Origin of the sequence: Methylococcus sp. ANG (assembly GCF_040730495.1) — a bacterium.
Lineage (GTDB): Bacteria > Pseudomonadota > Gammaproteobacteria > Methylococcales > Methylococcaceae > Methylococcus.
Map to the genome: position 1 here is coordinate 3081857 of NZ_CP160399.1, position 20254 is coordinate 3102110.

At 60.8% G+C, this 20254-nt stretch carries 22 protein-coding genes; 6 read left to right on the top strand and 16 right to left on the bottom strand.

The features are described from left to right. Positions 1 to 140 precede the first annotated feature (140 nt). Positions 141 to 1019, top strand: coding sequence for a hypothetical protein (locus tag ABZN20_RS14990; protein ID WP_218807980.1), 879 nt, complete (start codon positions 141 to 143; stop codon positions 1017 to 1019). Between the two features lie 179 nt (positions 1020 to 1198). On the opposite strand, the gene ABZN20_RS14995 is transcribed toward ABZN20_RS14990, so the two are convergent. The 13 genes from ABZN20_RS14995 to ABZN20_RS15055 all read right to left on the bottom strand — a co-directional run bounded on the left by ABZN20_RS14995 (position 1199) and on the right by ABZN20_RS15055 (position 14056). Beyond that, entirely contained in the window at positions 1199 to 1636 is a 438-nt protein-coding gene (locus ABZN20_RS14995; RefSeq protein ID WP_367025767.1) for a hypothetical protein, read from the bottom strand. 208 nt (positions 1637 to 1844) lie between these two features. Next, a complete protein-coding gene (locus ABZN20_RS15000; RefSeq protein WP_367025768.1) occupies positions 1845 to 3041 on the bottom strand; it encodes a type IV pilus assembly protein FimV in 1197 nt (398 codons plus the stop codon). A gap of 382 nt (positions 3042 to 3423) precedes the next feature. Then, on the bottom strand, positions 3424 to 4059 hold the full coding sequence (locus ABZN20_RS15005) for a C39 family peptidase (RefSeq protein WP_367025769.1): 636 nt from the start codon (positions 4057 to 4059) through the stop codon (positions 3424 to 3426). A gap of 509 nt (positions 4060 to 4568) precedes the next feature. Next, positions 4569 to 4943 carry a hypothetical protein gene (locus ABZN20_RS15010; protein WP_367025770.1) on the bottom strand — a complete coding sequence of 125 codons (375 nt, stop codon included), beginning with the start codon at positions 4941 to 4943 and terminating at the stop codon, positions 4569 to 4571. A 266-nt stretch (positions 4944 to 5209) separates the two neighbouring features. Next, entirely contained in the window at positions 5210 to 5512 is a 303-nt protein-coding gene (locus ABZN20_RS15015) for a hypothetical protein (RefSeq protein WP_367025771.1), read from the bottom strand. A 21-nt stretch (positions 5513 to 5533) separates the two neighbouring features. Then, positions 5534 to 5800 (bottom strand): hypothetical protein, encoded by a 267-nt coding sequence (locus ABZN20_RS15020; RefSeq protein WP_367025772.1) that lies wholly within the window; start codon positions 5798 to 5800, stop codon positions 5534 to 5536. A gap of 158 nt (positions 5801 to 5958) precedes the next feature. Further along, complete coding sequence (locus ABZN20_RS15025) at positions 5959 to 6354, bottom strand: hypothetical protein (protein ID WP_367025773.1); 396 nt, start codon at positions 6352 to 6354, stop codon at positions 5959 to 5961. 805 nt (positions 6355 to 7159) lie between these two features. Further along, a complete protein-coding gene (lysS, locus tag ABZN20_RS15030; protein WP_367025774.1) occupies positions 7160 to 8647 on the bottom strand; it encodes a lysine--tRNA ligase in 1488 nt (495 codons plus the stop codon). Between the two features lie 4 nt (positions 8648 to 8651). Further along, positions 8652 to 9750, bottom strand: a protein-coding gene (gene prfB / locus ABZN20_RS15035) for a peptide chain release factor 2 (RefSeq protein WP_367025775.1) whose coding sequence is annotated in 2 segments (ribosomal slippage) — positions 8652 to 9674 and positions 9676 to 9750 — 1098 coding nt in all. Because the reading frame shifts where the segments join, the coding sequence is not laid out codon by codon here. Positions 9751 to 9836: 86 nt separating this feature from the next. After that, entirely contained in the window at positions 9837 to 10349 is a 513-nt protein-coding gene (locus ABZN20_RS15040) for a Csu type fimbrial protein (protein ID WP_228719974.1), read from the bottom strand. Beyond that, positions 10346 to 12499, bottom strand: coding sequence for a fimbria/pilus outer membrane usher protein (locus tag ABZN20_RS15045; protein ID WP_367025776.1), 2154 nt, complete (start codon positions 12497 to 12499; stop codon positions 10346 to 10348). The genes ABZN20_RS15040 and ABZN20_RS15045 overlap by 4 nt, the downstream gene beginning before the upstream one ends. 254 nt (positions 12500 to 12753) lie before the next feature. Continuing rightward, on the bottom strand, positions 12754 to 13485 hold the full coding sequence (locus ABZN20_RS15050) for a fimbrial biogenesis chaperone (RefSeq protein ID WP_169601745.1): 732 nt from the start codon (positions 13483 to 13485) through the stop codon (positions 12754 to 12756). A gap of 28 nt (positions 13486 to 13513) precedes the next feature. Then, positions 13514 to 14056 (bottom strand): Csu type fimbrial protein, encoded by a 543-nt coding sequence (locus ABZN20_RS15055; RefSeq protein WP_367025777.1) that lies wholly within the window; start codon positions 14054 to 14056, stop codon positions 13514 to 13516. A gap of 275 nt (positions 14057 to 14331) precedes the next feature. Here ABZN20_RS15055 and ABZN20_RS15060 point away from each other — a divergent pair, with 275 nt between their 5' ends. Together ABZN20_RS15060 and ABZN20_RS15065 are read left to right on the top strand one after the other, a co-directional pair. Next, on the top strand, positions 14332 to 14604 hold the full coding sequence (locus tag ABZN20_RS15060) for a hypothetical protein (RefSeq protein ID WP_169601741.1): 273 nt from the start codon (positions 14332 to 14334) through the stop codon (positions 14602 to 14604). A 509-nt stretch (positions 14605 to 15113) separates the two neighbouring features. Further along, the gene (locus ABZN20_RS15065) at positions 15114 to 15830 is read left to right on the top strand and encodes a HugZ family protein (RefSeq protein ID WP_367025778.1); all 717 of its coding nucleotides are present in this window, start codon (positions 15114 to 15116) and stop codon (positions 15828 to 15830) included. A gap of 6 nt (positions 15831 to 15836) precedes the next feature. Here ABZN20_RS15065 and ABZN20_RS15070 read toward each other — a convergent pair whose 3' ends face one another. Both ABZN20_RS15070 and ABZN20_RS15075 read right to left on the bottom strand, forming a co-directional pair. Next, a complete protein-coding gene (locus ABZN20_RS15070) occupies positions 15837 to 16547 on the bottom strand; it encodes a retropepsin-like aspartic protease family protein (protein ID WP_367025779.1) in 711 nt (236 codons plus the stop codon). Beyond that, complete coding sequence (locus ABZN20_RS15075; RefSeq protein WP_169601735.1) at positions 16548 to 16820, bottom strand: DUF3862 domain-containing protein; 273 nt, start codon at positions 16818 to 16820, stop codon at positions 16548 to 16550. A gap of 159 nt (positions 16821 to 16979) precedes the next feature. On the opposite strand from ABZN20_RS15075, the gene ABZN20_RS15080 reads away from it, so the two are divergent. The 3 genes from ABZN20_RS15080 to hflC are packed head-to-tail and all read left to right on the top strand — an operon-like array spanning position 16980 to position 19669. Next, positions 16980 to 17678 carry an SIMPL domain-containing protein gene (locus ABZN20_RS15080; RefSeq protein WP_169601733.1) on the top strand — a complete coding sequence of 233 codons (699 nt, stop codon included), beginning with the start codon at positions 16980 to 16982 and terminating at the stop codon, positions 17676 to 17678. A gap of 42 nt (positions 17679 to 17720) precedes the next feature. Continuing rightward, positions 17721 to 18710, top strand: coding sequence for an FtsH protease activity modulator HflK (hflK, locus tag ABZN20_RS15085; protein ID WP_367025780.1), 990 nt, complete (start codon positions 17721 to 17723; stop codon positions 18708 to 18710). Continuing rightward, a complete protein-coding gene (gene hflC, locus ABZN20_RS15090) occupies positions 18707 to 19669 on the top strand; it encodes a protease modulator HflC (RefSeq protein ID WP_367025781.1) in 963 nt (320 codons plus the stop codon). The genes hflK and hflC overlap by 4 nt, the downstream gene beginning before the upstream one ends. A gap of 89 nt (positions 19670 to 19758) precedes the next feature. Here hflC and ABZN20_RS15095 read toward each other — a convergent pair whose 3' ends face one another. Further along, positions 19759 to 20151: a hypothetical protein gene (locus tag ABZN20_RS15095; RefSeq protein ID WP_367025782.1), complete on the bottom strand. Its 393-nt coding sequence runs from the start codon at positions 20149 to 20151 to the stop codon at positions 19759 to 19761. Between the last annotated feature and the right edge of the window lie 103 nt (positions 20152 to 20254).

Genomic DNA, 20254 nt, shown 5'->3' on the forward strand with positions numbered 1-20254 from the left:
CCACCGGACTGCCTCGAATCCGTGAAACATCAAAGTACAGTGCTATAATATTATTTGCCTGATGTCAAAGCGAAAGATGGCCCACCGGATGGTGGTACTTGCGACTGTAAATCTTTTTTATAACTGTGGGATCATATTAAATGAAAAAGACAGCATCTTTGGCGTTTGCTCTATTTGCGGCACTCATAAGTTCGGACGCTTTTTCCGCTCAAGAAACGATTACGAAAGATATATACGCGACCTTTGATGCCGAAGAGTGCTTGGCAGGGGCATGGGCATCGACGAACACCAAAACTTTTGCGCGGACTTATGGTTTTTCATCAGCCAAGGCTATGGCTTCGGCCCTCGCTAACGCAGAAAATGGAGTCAAGTTCTATTTCAGGGGGCAAGCGAAGTTCGTAGTCGAACGCGATGATGTAAGCAGTTCTGTCAATGGCGTTGGTTTCTGGACAGAGTTGACTCAAAGTCAGCTTGTTTTCGCAAGATCAGAAACAGAATCCACCGCCGATAGTGGGGTTTGGAGCCGGTTTCCTCCCTTATCGGTACCGGAGGAACTTTACCAAAACATGTCGGGGATCGGAGAGTTGCCTCCTCTTTTTCTCGCTAAAAATTTTGGGGGCGCAAACAGCGTCTCGACCGCCGACGCTTCTGCAGGCGTTCTGACGGAGGAAAATATGGCCGCTCAAGTCACCGGCCAGAACATCACCGAGTTCGTGGGGCTGGTTGACTTCAAGGCGTCGTCGTTTGCCAGCGTAAGCGTCGACGCGATATCGAAGGCTATAAGTGACTCGAGCTTCCAACTGCTTGGGATCAATATTGGGAAATCGCGCGCGCAAGCGTTAGCCAGGGCGACCGCCCAGGCCATGCTCTCGGCTGTTGTGGAAGCCAAGGTTAAAGCGCATTACAGAAATAACGGAGACATTGGAGGCGTGGACACATTCGACCTGGAGGTCGGCTCAAAAGCCACACTGCGGTGTGGGCAATCCACGGTCGAGAGCGACCTTACCGGTAATCCGTAAATCCAAAAGAGATCCCCCCCTCCGGGGGCGGTCGAAGATTGATACCCGCGTGAATCAGCCGTAGGTGATCGTTCAGTCACCTAACCCCAGCCCTCTCCCGCTTGCGGGAGAGGGGGGCAAGGAAACGCTTCGCGTTGTTTCACATCAAAAAAGCGGGGGTATGAACGGTTACAACGTACTCATTGCGGAACGAGTTTGAATGTTCCCCTTGCGAAGCAACCGTTCACGTTAGTCTGGTCGATGATTACGATCCCCTGGCCTTTCTTGAAGGAGCCATCGGGTCGATGTTTGAGACTCCCAACGAAGGTGATATTTTGTCCGCTATAGTTCAACGTGCCGTCATCCGCACGTATAGCAAGTGGGCCACCGATGATGAACTGGTTTGTTGACTGCGTAATTGGATAGCCTCCGGCAGGCGCGACAAATTCAACCCCTCCGTAGGTCAGGATTCCCACGTCATCCTTGACTTCGAACGTGCTTTCGGCCTCAAAAGCCTCCTGTTTGTAGGGGGCGCAGTAAGAAATTCCTTTTATTTTCAAGCTAACGGGCTGGGCCGAAACGGCATGAGCGCTCGCCATCGTCATTAACGCCATTATTAGAGATTTCTTGGTCATCATAAATACCCCGCTCTCCCAGTTTATTAAAAAAACAGCTTGGCATCACCGTTTTTGGGTGGGTTGAATGGGCGGGCGTGCCGCCCGCTGAAAAAGCGGCCAGGATGGCTGCGTTCCCAGCAAAAAAGTGGGGGTCTGAACGGATACCCCGGCCATGTTTGAATGAGTTGACACGTTTCCCGCTTCCTGTGTTCCTCTATACCTAAAGACTCTAGAATGGCAAGTCGAAATTAATTGGAAGCGACGCGTTAACAAAATAATTCGGGGCGCCGCTTGTTAAGCCGATCGCGCCGGATAAGCTAAAAAAGCCGGTCCTGCTGACGCGGGTGTTTGCGCTAAGGATAATCGAGCTGTTGGCTTGATTCTTTCCTAGCGCGGCGGTGGTATTCCCTAGCACGGAATTCCCACCAATCTCATATCCTGTGAAGAATATTTGCTGTATCTGCAGGCCCAGGGACGTTTCTGGGCTGGCGGCCAGGAAGGTCCCCAGCGTAACTCCATATTGATCCCCCGGATCAATGCCATTCGCCTCAAAGGAGGCCTGGTAGAAGAATGTTCCGGAAAAGGCGAGAGGATCCTGGCGTTTGAGAAATGTAAGAGAACCGTTAACCCTATTGAAGCCATTTCCAAGAAGCACGTTTCCGCTAGTCCACTTGCCCGTCGGGGCAGTCCAGGTCACTCGGCCCACAAAGTCCGGCAGCCAGCCTCGTTCGTGGTATAAAGTCTTGGCCAGACCGACACTCATGTCTCCAAAGGATGAGGCGGTATGGTCGGTTTCGTTGGCGGACGGAACCGCCGGGGTCACGACGGATTGGTCTACGACTTGATAGGGCAGGTTCAATTCCAACTGCGAATCAAAGGGGAGGCCAAGTCGCCCAAAAACTCCACTAAGATATTGATTCTGAGTGAAGCGCTGATTTCCTACCCCAATAAGAAATCTATCCTGGGTAATAAATGTTGGAAAATCGCGCTCCACACGGGTATAAGTGAAATAGGGTTGGATTTGAAGAACCTTGTAAGGAACAAGTAGCGCGCCCGTGAGGTTTAATTGCCGTTCCAAGGCCCGCTGGGCAGCCTCTTCGTCCACTTCCAAAGCAGTCGAGGTGCCGTTGCGATTTGCCATCGCCGTTTTCGTTACCGGAGTCTCGGGTCTGGCTTCAGTGGAGCTGGCTGGTGGTGATTTTGTGGCAACCGGAGTTTCCGCCTTGGCCTGGGGAGGCGCCTCCGATTCCGCGTTGCCCCGTCGCTCAAGAAGTGCGACGCGTTTTTGGAGATCAAGAATAATAGCGTCGCGTTGGTCCAACTTCTCCTGAAGCTGCTTCAGCAGCTCGTCCTGCCGCCCAGCCGCCGCCGCGTCATGCGCTAAGACACCCTCAAACAAAACGCCGGCGCTGATCACCAGCAACAATCGTCGCAATTTCCAACCTGGGCACGAACCGCGAGTGGTTGGTGACGACCGAAGCGGCAGAGGCATCGTCGTCCCGACATGGAACCGTTGAATCAAATTCGTTGCAGCATTCATGGCAAATAGAAGATCCGTGACGGTTAATACATCTTAGTAGTGGATGGACTTGTTTGCCACTTTTTTTGCAATGTGACGCAAGAAACATTGGCACACCCCGAAAATCCTGCCGTCACTCCCTGGGAACTGTCGTCTAAAAAATCAGTGCCTTGCTGAACGGGGTTCCGCGGAGCGGGCGTTCCCGAGTCAGTTATGGACTGGCTTTTGCATGCTTGATAGCGCGGGCGGACCCCATCGCCAAAGGTCCTGCGCCGTACGGGACGCGACCTCAGCCTAAAACGAGAAATTCGTTCGCCTTGGGTGCCAAACGATTTGGTGGTTTTGTCCCATCCTTGCGCCGTACAACGAAACCTACGTGCCCAAGTTTGGGATAGTCGATCCAACTGGATTCGAATTTATCCACGAGCATAGTGCGATTGCCCCAGGCCGGATCCGCCAGCAGCACGCGATTTCCCAGGATCCCTCTAAAAATCACAAAATGATTATAGCCGATCATGCTGACTGGAACAATAATGGGCGCCTCATTGAGGAGGTTCTTTAGTGTCAATTGACCCAAACCAACTCCGGTATATTTGAGCGTGTCCACAAATCGTTTGAGATCCAACAGAGAGAACCCCTCTCTTATGCGGACAATGTCTGGGTTCTTAATGTATTCCGCTCGGCGCATCAGCCCGGTGGCGACCTGTTTTTCTGTCAAGGATTCACCATGCTGATAATTCAATAAGGTTGTGAGCGCGGCGGCGCCGCAACTTATGTCCCATTGCTGCACGACGACGTTGGCTTGGCGCATTTCCAAAAGGGAATGGACGGTTCTTGCCTGATCGCCCATCGTTGGTGTTGCTGGCAATAAGGCAAACGCGAAGACGGCAAGGGAGAAAGGTGCGGAGCGTAATGCATTATTCATTATTGTATACCATGTCGTAAGCCTCGCTCGGCGACCTCCGTCGTCGCGTGGGGGGCGGCGATGAGAGCGAAACGTTCTAGTCTGAGGAAGCTCCCGTGGAGATCGTAGACGGATAAGCCGCGCATCCGGCAGAGTCAGCTCCGCTGCTCTTCGAGTCAGCTCCGCTGCTCTTCGAGTCGGCGCGGAGGTGGATGCGCTACGCTTATCCACCCTACCGGTAGGTTCCGGGGACCAAGCCGGTGCGCATTGCGCACATCCATCTCTCCCCTCCTGCTCGCCATGGATTTTACTCGTCGTTAAGAAAGCAATGTCATTGTTGGATCGCCCTTGCCCTCCCCTCTCCCGGAAGGAGAGGGAAGGGCAACCGTTCATACCCCGTTTTTTTTCCGGGAACGCGGCCAGGGGACTGAACGGTTATGAGAGAATGTTGTGTGACATTGCTTTCTTAATCGTTAGTATGGGTAGCAAACTCCCTCGGCGCCGCTGCCTATTTGACCAGGGGGCAATACTTAATAACTTGCGCTGACACTGGTGCTGGAGGATACGGCCATGCCGTTGGATGCGTCAGCATTTGCGCTGACAGCGGTCCAAGCGCCATGGGCAACGGCAATGGCCGTTGCGGTTGATAATCCCTTGCTGTCGACAGCAATTGCCACGTTATCGAGTTTGCCGTGGAGGTTAAGGTAGTATTGCTTCAAAAACTCGGGGAAAAGCGGCCAATGCATTGGGCCTAATACATTCTGCGGACCGCCGCTCCCTGGAGAGCCCGCGGTGATCGAGTCCATGTCCGCATCGGTCAAGGTGATCCCCTCGGCAAGAACGCTGCCGCTAGACAGGGCCGTACTTGCAAAAATAATTACGCCGCGCAAAAAGATGGCATTCATGGGAAGTTCTCCTGTAAGGAGTGAAAACCAAGGTTGGGTACAAAGCCGGATTACCATTTACAGCCGCATTTGCAGAGCAGGCATGCCACTTTCGCTTGCGCCCGTGGCTTGACATGTGTAAGGCTGGCGCCTCCGCCATCCATAAAGCGTGTCCCGTGAAGGTCTTCACGGGACACGCGCCGTGGGGCGATAACCGCTCTCTCCCGGGTAACTTCGTTAGTGTCGCGGGAAGTCAAGGAAAGAGAGCGGTCTATCCCTGCCTCTATTTAGTACGATACCGACGTCGACCCAGCGCCTGCCGACGAGGTACCCCAGATTCCAGCCGCCGAGGCGCTCGCATAGCCGCCCGTGTAGTACGGATCAGCGTAGGTGGATGAGTAGGTCGAGACACCTCCGTAAATGCCTACGAAGCTGGCGCCCGCACCGGCCGAGGACCAGTTATAGCCCGCGGTGACGCCATCCATGTCGGCATCGCTCAGAATGAGCTGCTCTTCGGCATTGACGGTGGTTCCCAGCGCGAGCAGAAGGGTGCCAGCGAAGCCGGCCAAGATGGAATTTACAGTTTTCATGATTAAGTCTCCTTATTAAGGTCAATCGGCGTACGAGTAAGAAGCGGAGCCCGCTGAGGCGTAGTAGCCGCCATAGGCAAACGTCGATGCTGTGGCGGTCGCGTAAGAAAATCCATAGGACCAAGCAACAGCATTCGCGGTTGCATCGGCGGTAACATACCCGGCCGTCACGGAATCCATCTGGTTCTCGTTCAGCGCGATCGGCTCATTGGCCTCTTCGTTCGCCGCAAACGCGGGTCCCGTAAGAAGCAACGAACCCATCAGAAACCCGATAGTACGTTTATTCATGAACATATCTCCCATTGTCGCGTGGATGATTTCACTCCTTTGAGAGAATCGCCGACAGCTTTCGAGGCTGTCGGAAGAGCCCAAAGGTAATCCCTCACCATTCAGGCATTCTTTCGTTTTTCCTCACAACACCGTGTCCTCGTGAAACGAGAGCACGCTCAGGGCGTTGCTACCGTAACACTGGCCGCGTAGGCGACGTCGTAGCCAGGGACGCTGACGTTGACATCGAAGCCGTGGGTAATGGAAGGGCCTGAGACAGCGGTATTAGCGTCGGCATTGGCGTCCGCCGTGCCGCCGGGCGCACCGCCGAATCCGAAGGCACTTGCATTCGCCGCGCCGGGTTGGGCGGCAGTGTGGGTCGTCGTAATCGCGAGCCCTGAAATCATGGAAGTCGCGCTGGCATCGGCTGTGGCGCCTGCTGCCGACGATCCGGCAGTAATGTTGTCCAACGCGGAATCGGACAACACCAATGGTGCGGGTTCAGAGGCCAACGCGCCCGACGCCGGAATCATCAGGAATGTAAAAAGTATTGAACTTGCGGTCGATTTGATCATGGAAATCCCCCTACCTTATTGTCGCGGTAATTGGCGTTCGTTCCTTGGGTATTGAACGAGCCGGTTTCGGTCCCATCTCCGCCGCCGAGTTCCACGAGACCTTGGTTCGTTGGTCGTAGGCTTCGGCAACTTTCGGGGCAAAGGCTACGACGTCATTGAAACAGGCTAAATACGGGCGGCTACGTATTTTGGGAGGGAGAGAATGATGTTAGATTAGTCAGTTATTTGGCTTATCTATTGTTGCGATCAGATGAATCGCATTGCTATAGGCTGATATCAAAGAAGAATTATAGTGATATTCAGGCGCCCTTTCCAAGCGGCGTATGTCCCGGAGTGATTTTCTGAGCAGACAGGGCGCGTTAACGATCATGGCGACCAGCCGCGCTGGATTATAAGAGTCTATCTTGAAAAAGGAGATGGAGGATCGTAGGGCGGATAAGCGGCAGCGCATCCGCCAAATTCAGCTCCGCTGCTCTTCGAGTCAGCTTCGCTGCTCTTCGAGTCGGCGCGGAGGTGGATGCGCTACGCTTATCGACCCTACAGGGACGACGTAGGGCGGAACCGGCTCTTTCGGGTTCCGCCATCCCGAAACAGCACGCATGCCAGCCGGGCCCACAAATCGTGTGGCTTAGGGGATTGGTTGGCGGATCGCCTTCGGCATCCGCCCTGAGCGGAGAATTTTCCTGATTTCAACGGATTGACTTTGCTTGAATGGATTTTTCAAGACAGGTTCTAGGATCATCGCCGACGACGTGAGTGGGTGCCCGCGGCCCGACTCAACCGGTCTTCGGGAAATCCGGGCGGTTCATTCCGGCCGCATGTGGGGGAACAGGATGACGTCGCGGATGGAGGGCGAGTCGGTGAAGAACATCACCAGGCGGTCGATGCCGATGCCTTCGCCGGCGGTGGGCGGCAGGCCGTATTCCAGGGCGCGGATGTAGTCGGCATCGTAGTGCATGGCCTCCTCGTCGCCGGCGGCCTTGTCCTCCACCTGCTTCCGGAACCGCTCGGCCTGGTCTTCCGGATCGTTGAGCTCGGAAAAGCCGTTGGCCAGCTCGCGTCCGCCCACGAAGAACTCGAAGCGGTCGGTGATGAACGGATTCTCGTCGTTGCGCCGCGCCAAGGGAGACACCTCGGCCGGGTAGGCGGTGATGAAGGTCGGCTCGTCCAGCCGGTCTTCCACGGTCTGCTCGAAGATCTCGGTCTGGATCTTGCCGAGCCCGTCGCCCGCGGCGACCGGGATGCCCAACCGGGCCGCGATCCTGGCGGCGCTTTCGCGCTCGGCCAGCTCTTCCGCCCGGATGTCCGGGTTGTAGTGGAGGATCGATTCCAGCACCGTCATGCGCCGGAACGGCTGTCCCAGGTCGTAATCCTTGCCCTGATGGGTGACGACGGCGCCGCCCAGCAGGCTCAGCGCAATCCCCCGCATCAGCGCTTCGGTCAGGTTCATCAGGTCCCGGTAATCGGCATAGGCCTGATAGAACTCGATCATCGTGAATTCGGGGTTGTGCCGGGTGGATAGCCCCTCGTTGCGGAAGCTGCGGTTGATCTCGAACACCTTCTCGAAGCCGCCCACCACCAGCCGCTTGAGGTAGAGCTCCGGGGCGATGCGCAGGTACAGGTCCAGCCCCAAGGCGTTGTGATGGGTGACGAAGGGCTTGGCGCGGGCGCCGCCGGGGATCACCTGCATCATCGGCGTCTCCGCCTCGATGAAGCCGCGCTCGCTCAGGAATTCGCGGATGTAGCGCACGATGGCGCTGCGCAACTGGAACACCCGGCGCGAGTCCTCGTTCATGATGAGGTCCACGTAGCGCTGGCGGTAGCAGGTCTCGGCATCGGTCAGGCCGTGGAACTTCTCGGGCAGCGGGCGCAGCGACTTGGTGAGGAGGCGGATGTCGGCGGCCTTCACCGACAGTTCGCCGGTCTTGGTGCGGAACACCGTGCCTTCCACGCCGATCACGTCGCCGATGTCCCAGCCCTTGAAATCGTCGTAGACGCCTTCGGCCAGGGCGTCCCGCTGCAGGAATATCTGGATGCGGCCGGACATGTCCTGGATATGGGCGAAGCTGGCCTTGCCCATGATGCGCTTGCCCATCAGCCGCCCGGCCAGCTTGACCGAAGCGGCGATTTCCTCCAGCGCCTCCGCCGTTTCCTCCCCGTAGCGTGCGTGCAGTTCGGCGGCCACGCCGTCGCGGCGGAAATCGTTGGGGAAGGCGATGCCGGCTTGCCGCAGCTCGGCGAGCTTTTCGCGGCGCAGCGCGATCAGTTTGTTTTCGTCTTGCAGTTCGCTCATGTCTTTACAGGCCGCTCTTCAGGCTGGCTTCGATGAACAGGTCCAGGTCGCCGTCGAGCACCGCCTGGGGGTTGCCGGTTTCCACGTTGGTGCGCAGGTCCTTGATGCGCGACTGGTCCAGCACGTAGGAGCGGATCTGGCTGCCCCAGCCGATGTCGGACTTGGAGTCTTCCAGTTTCTGCTTCTCGGTGTTGCGCTTCTGCATCTCCAGCTCGTAGAGCTTGGCGCGCAACTGCTTCATGCACCAGTCGCGGTTGGCGTGCTGGGAGCGCTGGTTCTGACACTGCACCACGATGCCGGTCGGGACATGGGTGATGCGCACCGCCGATTCGGTCCGGTTGACGTGCTGCCCGCCGGCGCCGCTGGCGCGGTAGACGTCGGTGCGCAGATCGGCCGGATTGATGTCGATGTCGATGTTGTCGTCGATCTCGGGCGAGACGAAGACGGAGGAAAAAGAAGTATGCCGGCGGTTGCCCGAGTCGAACGGCGATTTCCGCACCAGCCGGTGGACGCCAGTTTCGGTGCGCAACCAGCCGTAGGCGTATTCGCCTTCGAAGCGGATGGTCGCGCTCTTGATGCCGGCGACTTCGCCCGGCGACTCTTCCACCAGTTCGGTCTTGAAGCCTTTCCGCTCGCCCCAGCGCAGATACATGCGTTCCAGCATCTGGGCCCAGTCCTGGGCCTCGGTGCCGCCGGAACCGGCCTGGATGTCCAGGAACGCGCTGTTCGGGTCCATTTCGCCGGAGAACATGCGGCGGAACTCCATTTCGGCGATGACGCTTTCATAGTGCGCCAAGTCGGAGGCGACCGATTCGACGCTCTCCTCGTCGTCTTCCTCGACCGCGAGCTGGAGCAGTTCCTCCGCATCGCCGACGCCGGCCGCAATCTCGTTCAGCCGGTTGACCACGCCTTCCAGTTGAGTCCGCTCCTTGCCGAGCGCCTGGGCGCGCTCCGGGTTGTCCCAGATCTTCGGGTCTTCCAGTTCGCGCAGGACCTCGGTCAGGCGTTCCTGTTTGGTGTCGAAGTCAAAGATACCCCCTAAGAGCATCCTGGCGGCTCTTCAGGTCTTTGATCTGATTGTAGAGAGGATTGAGTTCGCGCATGGCGGTAATCCGTTGAAAAACCGCATATCCTACTACAACGGCGAAAACGCCGCAGTAGAAAGCGTTCGGCTCGCGTCCGCGAAGTTTCAATACGTCAGCGTTATGGTGATCGTGTCGGTATAGGTGCCGGCGTAAACGTCCTGGAGCGCCGGGATGAGACCGTAAATGTTGTGGATCACCTGTTGCGCGGGACTGGTAGGGCTCAACAGCATAGTGCCCCGCAGAGGCAGGGTGCCGCCGCTTCCATCGCCCCAGACCGTCACCCTGGCCGCGTCCAGATACAGGTTGTAGCCGAGCGATCCTTTGCCGCCCCGCATCTGCCGGGGGTTGTAGCTGCCGCCGAAGCCACGGCTCAGCGCCACCGTGTATTGGACCCGCTGCGTCTGCTTTTCGTTCTTGAGCTGGCAAGTGATCCCGACGGTGCCCACGCCGCTGCTGTTCGGGTTGGAGTCCGTGGGATCGTAGACCGAGTGCGGGACGCCGATGTTGCCGATGTCGCACTGGTACGGTTCCGCGCCAGACATTCCGGGACACGCCAGCAGGGAGAAAAGCATGGCTGCCGCCCTCCATTGGCGGCCTTTCCAGACATCGCGCTTCATCGGCGGACTCCCGCGCAAACGAATTTTCCCAGATCCGGCAGCATATCTTCGGATTCCGGATAATCGGCCTCGATCGTGCATCGCTCTCCGTTCCAGTCGACCTTCAGCTCGTTCCGCGCGGACAGACCCGTCAGATAGACCTCGCCATCCATGCCGACGGGAAATTCATCCGCGATTCCCTCCACGGTGACCGTCGCCCCGGCGGGGATCGGTTTGCCGTCTTCCAGCAGAATCGTCAGCGTCGCCCCGCGCGAGCGCCGGATCGGGAAGTCCACCACCACGCCGCTGCGGAAATAAGGCGTGACCGGCAAGGAGAGGGTCCCGATCTGCGCATCCATCGGCAGGTCTTCATCATCGACCCGCACGTCGTTGACGTCGTAGGCCCGCAGGCGCGGCAGCACCACGTACCCTTCTTCGTCGGTCCGGCCGATCAACTGATTGTCCGCATAGACCCTGACGTCCTTGTAGCTGCCCACCTTCGCGATGGCAAAGCTGTCCTGGATTCGCCGCGACAGGAACGGATGTCCTTCGATGAGGCCGATGCCGCCGGAGCCGAAGGCGCGTTCGGCGAAATCTCCCTGGAAGTGTGCGACCTCGGCGCTGAACAGTCCGAAATCGGTCTGCGCGGTGAGTTGCGCGGCCTGGCGGTTGTTGGTGCTGGCGTCCAGCCGGTAACCCCACCCCGGTCCCCAGCCGGGAGTATGGATCAACTGGGCATCGAACTCCAACTGCGTGGGCGAGCCTTGCAAGCGGGTTGCCCGGGCGTTGGCCGTGGCGTACGTCCGCTCTCCCAAGGGCAGGGTGAGAATGGCCGCGACCTGGGCGCCCTCGAAGTCCGATTTGGTATAGCTCGCCGCAACGCTCAGGGTCAGGCCTCCCCAGAGGTTCTGGGTGTAGTTCGCGACATAGGTGTCGACATGGGGCCGGTCGAAGTAGTTGGCCGAGCCGTATCGGAGGGAAACGCTCGATCCGCTGGTGACGGTGAGGCCGCAGAACGCATCGCTCAGTTGCTTGGGAGCGAACTGGCCCTGCTCGATGCCGAGCTGGGTGAAGTTCTGGTTGGTGAAATAGGAGCTGGCGCCGTAGCTGAAGGTCTCGCCCTGGTGTGTGAAGCCCAGGCCGCCGAGCCCTCCCCAGCCCTGGCCGCCGCTGACGCCCAGCGCCGCATCGACCACGCCGTAGGTGCCGATCAGGAACGAGCCTCCGGCCGCCACGGCGGCCTGATCGCGGACCACCTGTCCGTGCAGTTCGCCGGTCAGCCAGGAGTTCAAGCCGCGCCGGTAGGTGGCGCTGCCGAACGGCGCGCCGTAGCTCATGCTGTCCGTGCCGTAATAGCGGCGCAGGAAACCGGCTTCGTAGGAAAAATCGGCCAGCCCTTCCCTCAGCATGGACCTGCCGACGTAGAAGGGCTGCGTGATCACCTGTTCGCGCCCGAGCAGATCGCGCGCCACGACGCGGATTTCGCCGCTGCCGTTGGTGGCGGGCAGGTCGCGTATTTGAAACGGGCCGGCGGGCAGGTTCTGCCGGTCCACCAGGGTGGCGTTCAGGAAGATGTCGAGGCTCGATGCTTCGGCCAGACTGCCCATGACGGCCGGCTGCGGATAACGGTAGAAGCGGGGCTGAAGGCCGAAATTGGTGGCGTACTGGATGCCGGCGAAGCGGGCCTGGTGGCCGCGCTGCCAGGGGCGCACGATGTTGTCGCCCAACTGCAGACTGGCCATGTTCGCCGGGTCGTCCATGAGCCATGTGGTGTACAGGCGGGTGAGCTGGAGTTCCGAGCCGGCCTGGCCACTGGTGTGCCGGGCGAGGAAGGCGGAGGTGCCCAGGCCGTAACGGTTCGATATCCCGAGCTCCGCCGCGCCTCCCTGGAGATCGCCCTGGGGTGAATGCATGATGTTGAAATCGTAGTTCAGGAAACCCGCGAAACCGCTCCGCTCAGGCTTAGGTCGAGCCAGGCGGCCGCCGGCCTCGACCACCGTGCCGGCCAGCAGGGACGGTTCGACCTTCAATACCAGCGTCTGCCGGGCATCGTCGATGCGGGCCTCGACGATGCCCGGGTTCGCCAGCAGCAGGTAGTCCTGGCCGTCGTGCGGGACGGTCTTGGCGCGGGGCAGCCGCAGCCGCCAGCTTTCCGCCTCATGTCCCGGCACGTACAGCGCTCCATCCCGCCCGCGCAACACCAGCGCCCCTTCCGATACCTTTTCGCCGTTCAGCTCGACCGCCAGCAGACGTTCCTCCCGGTCCGCGCGAGGTTCGGCCGTGCCGGATGCCTGAGTCTGCGGCTCCGCGGGCTGGGATGATACGGGTTCGGCCGGGGCAGGGGGGGGGGCTAGCTTGCTCCCGCGAACGGCCCGTGACGGGCATCAGGAGCAGCAGGACGGCGACGAGAGCCGGGCTGGAACATTCAAGGCATCTCCACATCCACGTCGCTCTCGATGACGCCGGCGTTGGTGGATGCCCGGACATGGGCGGTTTCGGATTCGGCCTCCAGGACCTCGGCGGGGAAAACCCAGCTTTGCCGGCCTCCGGGAAATACCGAAACCGGACCTCGTCCCTGGGGTCTGCCGGCGGTGCCGCGGATGGTCAGTTCGTCGACGGCAAGCAGGGCCGAGCCCTCGTTCCGCGCGGTGATTTCCAGCCCGCCGTCGGGGCGCTTGGCCCCGCTCCACACGATCCGCGGCGGGGCGGGGGCCGCCGGCTGGACCAGTACCGGCAGGCTCAGCCGCAGGGCGATTTGTACCCCGGCGAATCCGGCCTTGGGCGGCGGCGGAACTTCCTGGACGAACAGCCGGTAGGCCAGTCCGCGGTGGGGGTCCACGGGGCGGCGCAGTCCCACGCGGAGCACCTGGGACCCGCCCGGCGCCACCGTGGCGATGGGCGGGGTGACGATCAGATCCTTGGTCGGGGTATAGCGGTCCTCTTTGCCCTCGCGGGTCCAGGCGACGATGGAGTTCTGGATGACGAGCCTGTCTCCGCTTTCATTCTTCAGCGTCACGGCCGCCGTGGGCTTGGCGGCGGTCAGCTCGATGCGGGTGGGGGACACCCCCAACTGGGCCGCAACAAGCTGGGGCGATGGGAAAAGAAGCGCGGCCAGGACCGGCAAGAGCCGCCCGGCCGCCAATGGCAATGAAATCATAGACGATGCAAGGCATCCTTGCGGCGGCCTAGAAGGTTACGGTCGCCACGACGGTATCGTTGTAGGTGCCGGCCGGGACGTCCTGCTCGGCGGGAATCTCACCGTAGATGTCTATAGATGTCCATCCACTGGTAGTCGCCGTGTATTCGTAGTCGTTCGAAGTGTCGCAGCCCCACACGGTGGTGTAGCCGCCCTGATAAAGGTTGTAGGCCAGCGAATTCGCTCCGAGAGTCATCTTCCGTACCGGGGTGCCGGTGCATGTTGCACCCGAACCGGTGCCCGCGCTCAGCGTGATCGGATATGCTGTTGCTGATCTTGTGCATTTCACCCGGATCTGGCCATTGCTGACCTGAACGGCTGCCGTCTCGGTGGGGTCGTAATTGCCGAACGCAACGGGGGCAAGGGTCTCTATCTTGCAGCCCGCCACGACAACCGCGCTTACGCCGACGTTTGCCGTTGCCGTCGCCGCTTCCGCGGTTCCCGCGCCGGCCACGAAAACGATCGCGGCGGCCAGGCTCGCAAAGCCGGCGGTGCGGCGGAGGAACGCGTGTTTCGAAACGAGGATGTTCATGACTTAACTCCTTACATTGTCGTTGTTGGTTCACGTATGGGCTCCGGCCGCTCGGGGGAATTTTTTACCGCAGCGAGAGCGGAGGATGCGCCTTGCTTATATCAAACAAAGGTAAAAAAATCTCTAATGTGCGTCAACTTTAACCGAAGTGAAGGAAAATCTCTCCGTCATGCCGGGAAGGTGACGAAAGTTGGTGGCCGGCGGCGCTTTGGGAAGGCGGGTTGAGGTGTTATCTTTGGGGCCATCCGGGGAAACTGGCCGATTGCGGAGCTGGCATGGCTGAAGTGACTGTGACTCGATGCGACGATTCGACCTTCGAAGTGGTGGTGGAAGGTGTGGCCACGACTTCGCACGCCGTGACGGTCGATCCGTCCTACGCGGCCAGGATCGCGGGGGCCGCGGTGCCGGTGGAGACGCTGGTGCGCCGCTCCTTCGATTTTCTGCTCGAACGGGAGCCGAACACCGCCATCCTGCGGCGGTTCGATCTTTCCGTGATCGGGCGTTATTTCCCCGAATATGAGCGGGTGATACGGGGCATGTTGCCGTAAGTACCGTCCGCGGTTCCCTCTCCCTCTGGGAGGGATCGACGTGCGCAATGCGCACCGGATTGTTCCCTGGAACCTGTAGGGTGGATAAGCGAAGCGCATCCACCTCCGCGCAGACTCGAAGAGCGGCGGAGCCGACTCGGAGAGCAGCGGAGCTGAATTTGGCGGATGCGCTGTCGCTTATCCGCCCTACGATCCCTGACTCGGAGAGCAGCGGAGCTGACTCGAAGAGCGGCGGAGCCGAATTTGGCGGATGCGCTGTCGCTTATCCGCCCTACGGTCTACGATCCCTGACTCGGAGAGCGGCGGAGCCGACTCGGAGAGCAGCGGAGCTGAGTTTGGCGGATGCGCTTCGCTTATCCGCCCTACGATTCCGATAGGTTCCTGGGTAGGGTTAGGGTGAGGGTATTGGCGCAAGCCGTTTTATGACCGGCCGCCGCTTCCCTCATCCCCGGCCCTCGCCCAGAGGGAAAGAGGGGGCTAGCGGTTGAGATTGAGGAAGGACTTGGATCATGGCGGAATTGGACGAAATCGGAATCGAAGCGCGCGCGCTGCTGAATCAGGCGTATGACGGCGTGCTTTCCACGCATTCGGCGGACATGCCGGGATATCCCTTCGGCTCGGTGATGCCGTACTGCCTGGATCGGGGCGGCGTACCCGTCATCTACATCGCCAACATCGCCCAGCACACCCGGAATGTCCAGGCGAACCCCAAGGTCTCGCTGATCGTGCTCGACCGCAGCGTCGGGGACGTGCAGACCAACGGGCGGCTGACTCTGCTCGCGGACGCGCAGCCCGTGCCCGAGGACGACGTGGATGCCGCCGAGCGTTATTTCTCCTTTTTCCCCGACGCCCGCCGTTTCCACAACACCCATTCCTTCGCCTTCTACCGGCTGGCGCCGGTGCGTCTGCGCTACATCGGCGGCTTCGGGCGTATCCATTGGCTGTCGCCGGAACGGGTGCTGCGGCCCAACCCCTTCCGGGCGGAGGAGGAGCGGGCGATGCTGGAGCACATGAACGCCGACCACCGCCAGGCGATGCGCCGGTATTGCGAGGCGGGCGGTGTGGCCCTCGAGGCCGGCTGCGAGCCGGCCCTGGTCGGGATCGACGGGGAGGGATTCCAGCTCCGGGTGGGTTCCAGGGTGGTGCGTTTCGCCTTTCCCGCTCCTGTTTCCACGCAGGCGGAAGTGAGGGCGGCCCTGGTGGCGATGGCGCGCTCCGGCCAGTGAGGCGGGCTATTTCGCCAGGAGCACGATCTCGTCGTGTTCGTCGTCGATGGTGACGCGGAACCGGTTCAGATAGCTCATGCCCAGCAGCATCGCGCCGTTCAGTCGTTTGTCGGCGATGAAGCTGACCGGGACGTTTTCGGCGGAGGCGGGGCCGACGGTGACGGAGGGAAGCACGCCGGTCTGGGTGCGGACCTGGCCGCTCGCGGTCTGGCTGATGCCGGCGGAAAGCCTTTCGGCATCGAATCCCAGGGTGTTGATCATCGAGGTCGGCAGCACCACCGTCGATGCGCCGGTGTCGACCAGGACGGATACGGTCCGTGGAACTCCGTTCGGGCCGACCAGAATGGCCTCCACCTGGTGATGAGCGCCGATGCGGAGGGTGGGGATGGTCGAGCTCGGCGGCGGTTTCCCTCCGCCGCGGGCGGTGCCGGTGATGACCAGCCGCTCGATCCGCCCCGGCCGGCTTTCCGCCAGAATGTAGTTGTAACCCTGCAATAGCGCCTTCAGGCGGTCTTTGATACCGCCTTCGGCGGTGCGGCCCGGTTCGGCGCTCAAGCGGTCGAGCCCTTCGATCGAGAATCCGTTCTCCTGCGCCAGTGCGGCGAGCTGATCCGCCAGCCCGCCCGCTTCAGCGCCAGCCGGCCACAGCCCGAAGATCGCGCATGCCAGCAGATACGGCCGGGCGATTCCCGGCCAGGGGTCTTTGGAGCTAGCCATTCAGAGGCCGGTGTTCGAATAGAACAATATCTTCTCGCCCATGAACTGCACGCTGATGGTCTTGGGGTCCTTGCCCCAGACGCAGCTCTTGACCGAAACCACGGACTGGCAGTTCTCCGGTTGGCCGAGCAGCTCGACGACCTTGGAATATTCCATGCCGATGGCGAGCTTGTCGTAGTTCTCGCGGGTCACCTTGTTTTCGCAGGCGGCCAGGATCAGCCCGAGTGCGGCCGGCAGCAGGGCGCGTGTCATGCCACGCAGGCGTTGCTTCATATCGTCACTTCCGGAAGTGGGAGAGGAATGGGGTTCGATGATCCCTTAAACGGTCCCGGGGAGGCAAGCGGTGCAATCCGCGGTGACTTGCAGCATACTGCCCGTGCCCTATACAGCCGGGGCACCGTGATCGCAACCTGCCAAGAGGGGGAACTTGCCTTGAATGCGCGAATCCGGGTTTTGGGTTTTCTGCTGGCGTCGTCGGCCCTGTCCGCCGTGCAGGCGGACGAGCGAGCGCCATTGACTTACGACCGAATCGATCTATCGTCCGAAGCTCAGGGCGAGGTCCAGAACGACATCCTCGTCGCCATGCTTTCCAGCGAGATGGAGGGCCCCAAGGCCGCGGCCCTGGCCGTCGAGGTCAACAAGACCATTGCCAAGGCGGTCGACCGGATCAAGCAGGTGCCGGAGATCAAGGTACAGACCCTCGGTTACCAGACTTCGCCGGTCTACCAGAAGGAGCGCATCAGCGGCTGGCGGGTGAAGCAGTCGATCCGGCTGGAAAGCCTCGATGCCGGCAAGCTCGGCGGCCTGCTGGGGGAGCTTCAGCAGCAGCTTCATCTCGAATCCGTCGGTTACGAAACCTCGCCGCAGAAACGTAAAGAAGCCGAAGACGGCTTGATCAAAGAAGCGCTGGGGGCGTTCCGCCAGCGTGCCGAATTGGTGACCCGCGAACTGGGCCGCAGCCGCTACCGGATCGTCGCCCTGCGGGTCGATACCGGCGGTCCGCCGGTCCGGCCGATGGCGCTGGGCATGCGCGCCATGGCCGTGGAGGCGGCCGCGCCGGTACCGATCGAAGCCGGCACGCAGAAGGTCGAGGTGAACGTGAGCGGCACCGTCGAGCTCCAGCTAAACTGATCGAGACCCGCTTTTTTCTCAGTTCGTCGACGAGGAGCCGGTATGGAAAATTCGAACTCTCCCTGGGGACGCATCTCCAAGCCACTGCCCGGATCGCTGCCGGCTTCGCCTGCCCGCATCGTCCTGATCGTGTTGGCGGTCATGGCGCTGTGGACCGCCTATTACACGATTCCCGCCGAATCCGAAGGCGTCGTGCTCCGGTTCGGCAAGTACATCCGCAAGGTGCCGCCGGGCCTCCATTTCAAGCTGCCCTACGGCATCGACAGCGTCATCGCCGTGCCGACCCAGCGCCAGCTCAAGCTGGAGTTCGGGTTCGCCACGACGGGCGCGACCAATCCGGACCAGGTGGGTCGTGAACCCGGCAAGGAACGTTCCATGGTCACCGGCGACCTGAATTCGGCATTGGTCGAGTGGATCGTGCAATACCGTATCACCGAGCCGCAAGACTATCTGTTCGCGGTGCGCGATCCCGGCCTCACCCTGCGCGACATTTCCGAGTCCGTCATGCGCACCGTGGTCGGCGACCGGACGGTGGACGAAATCATCACCATCGGGCGGCAGGAGATCGAAGAGACCTCGCTGCAGCGAATGCGCACGCTGGCCGAGCTTTATCACCTGGGCGTCTCCATCAGCCAGGTGCAGCTCAAGAACGTCAATCCGCCCGAGCCGGTCCAGTCCTCATTCAACGAAGTCAACCGGGCCCAGCAGGACCGCGAAAACGTCATCAACCTCGCCAACGGCGAATACAACAAGGCGGTGCCCCGCGCCCGCGGCGAGGCCGACCAGCAGATCCGGGCGGCGGAAGGATACCGCTTCAAGCGGATCAACGAGGCGGAAGGCGACGTCGCGGCCTTCAGCGCCGTGCTGGAGCAGTACGTCAAGGCGCCGGAGGTGACGCGCACCCGGCTCTACCTCGAAACCATGGGCGACGTGCTGCCACAGGCCAAGCAGTCGATCGTGGTCGACGAGACGGTGCAGCAGATATTGCCGATGCTGCCCCTGCCGGCCGCCATGCAGGAGGAAAAGCGATGATCGCCGCAAGACACCTGGTTTCCCTCGTGGCCGCGCTGGTGCTGCTGGCGCTGTATCTGTCCGCTTACACCGTCGACCAGACCCAGCAGGTCATCGTCACCCAGTTCGGCCGTCCGGTGGGCGAGCCGATCACCGACCCCGGACTGCACTTCAAGCTGCCTTTCGTCCAGCAGGTCAACCGTTTCGACAAGCGCTACCTGGCCTGGGACGGCCCCATGGTCGAAATGTCCACCAAGGACAAGACGTACATCCAGGTCGACACCTTCGCCCGCTGGCGCATCACCGACGCCATGCGCTACTACCTGCGGCTGCGGGACGAGCGCAGCGCCCAGTCGCGGCTGGAAGACATTCTCGGCAGCGAGACCCGCACCGCCATCGCGCGGCACGAGCTGATCGAAGTCGTGCGCAGCGACAAGGAGCGCCAGCCTTTGCGGGACGAAGGCCTGGCCGCTCAGTTGCCGGAGGTGGGGCTGCGCCCGATCCGGGTTGGGCGGCAGCAGATCGAGAAAGACGTGTTCGAGAGTGCGGCCCCCAAGCTGGCGGAATTCGGCATCGAGCTGCTCGACGTGCGCTTCAAGCGCCTCAACTATAACCCGGAGGTGCTGGAACGCATCCATCAGCGCATGATCAGCGAGCGCCTGCAGATCGCCCAGCGTTTCCGTTCCGAAGGTGAAGGCGAGGCGGCCCGCATCGCCGGCAACAAGGAGCGGGACATCAACGAGATCGCGTCCACCGCCTACAAACGGGTCCAGGAGATCGTCGGCGAAGCCGATGCCAAGGCCACCGAAATCTATGCCAAAGCCTACACCCAGCGCCCCGAGGCCGCCGAGTTCTACCGCTTCCTCAAGAGCATGGAAACCTACCGCAGGATCATCGACCGCGACGCCACCATCGTCCTGTCCACCCGCAGCGACCTGTTTTCCCTGCTCAAGCGCATCGAGACTGAGCGGAAGCCTTGATGCGCAAGCGGCGACGATGAGAGCCGGATGGGCCGGATGACGGGTGTCGTGGAATCGGCACCGGTGGCGAAGCCTTGCCGAAGCGTTGTTCAGTCTTTCAGCAGAACCCGCTTCACCGCCTCGCGCATCTCGTCCTTGGATGAAGCGAAGCGCTCGAACTGATCGGGCGTCAGGATCCGCTGCAGCTCGGCATCCTTGTTTTCCTGGATCGCCTTGGCCTCGAGCATCTTGCCGAGGCCTCCGTCGGCGCTCTTGATCACGGGTTCCATCTGTTCGGCGTATTTTTGATTGATGGCGGCGATCTTGGGCATCTGGGCATCCGTCAAGGCCAGATGGCTCTTCATGTAACCCGTCTGGGCCGCGGCCCGCTGGCTGGGCGTCGTGGCTTTGAGCTGGTCGAAGTCCTCCGCGCGGGCGGGGGTGCTCAATGCAATGGCCAGGAATAGACTGAGTTCGAGGGCGGTCCTGAGAGCTTTGTTCATTTCGTCGGGCTCATGCGAGGTGTTGGGGCGGCAAAGATCACCCAATCCCGGCTCCGGTCGAATCGATGTCCTTGCCGGAATTAGACGACCGGTCGTATCATTC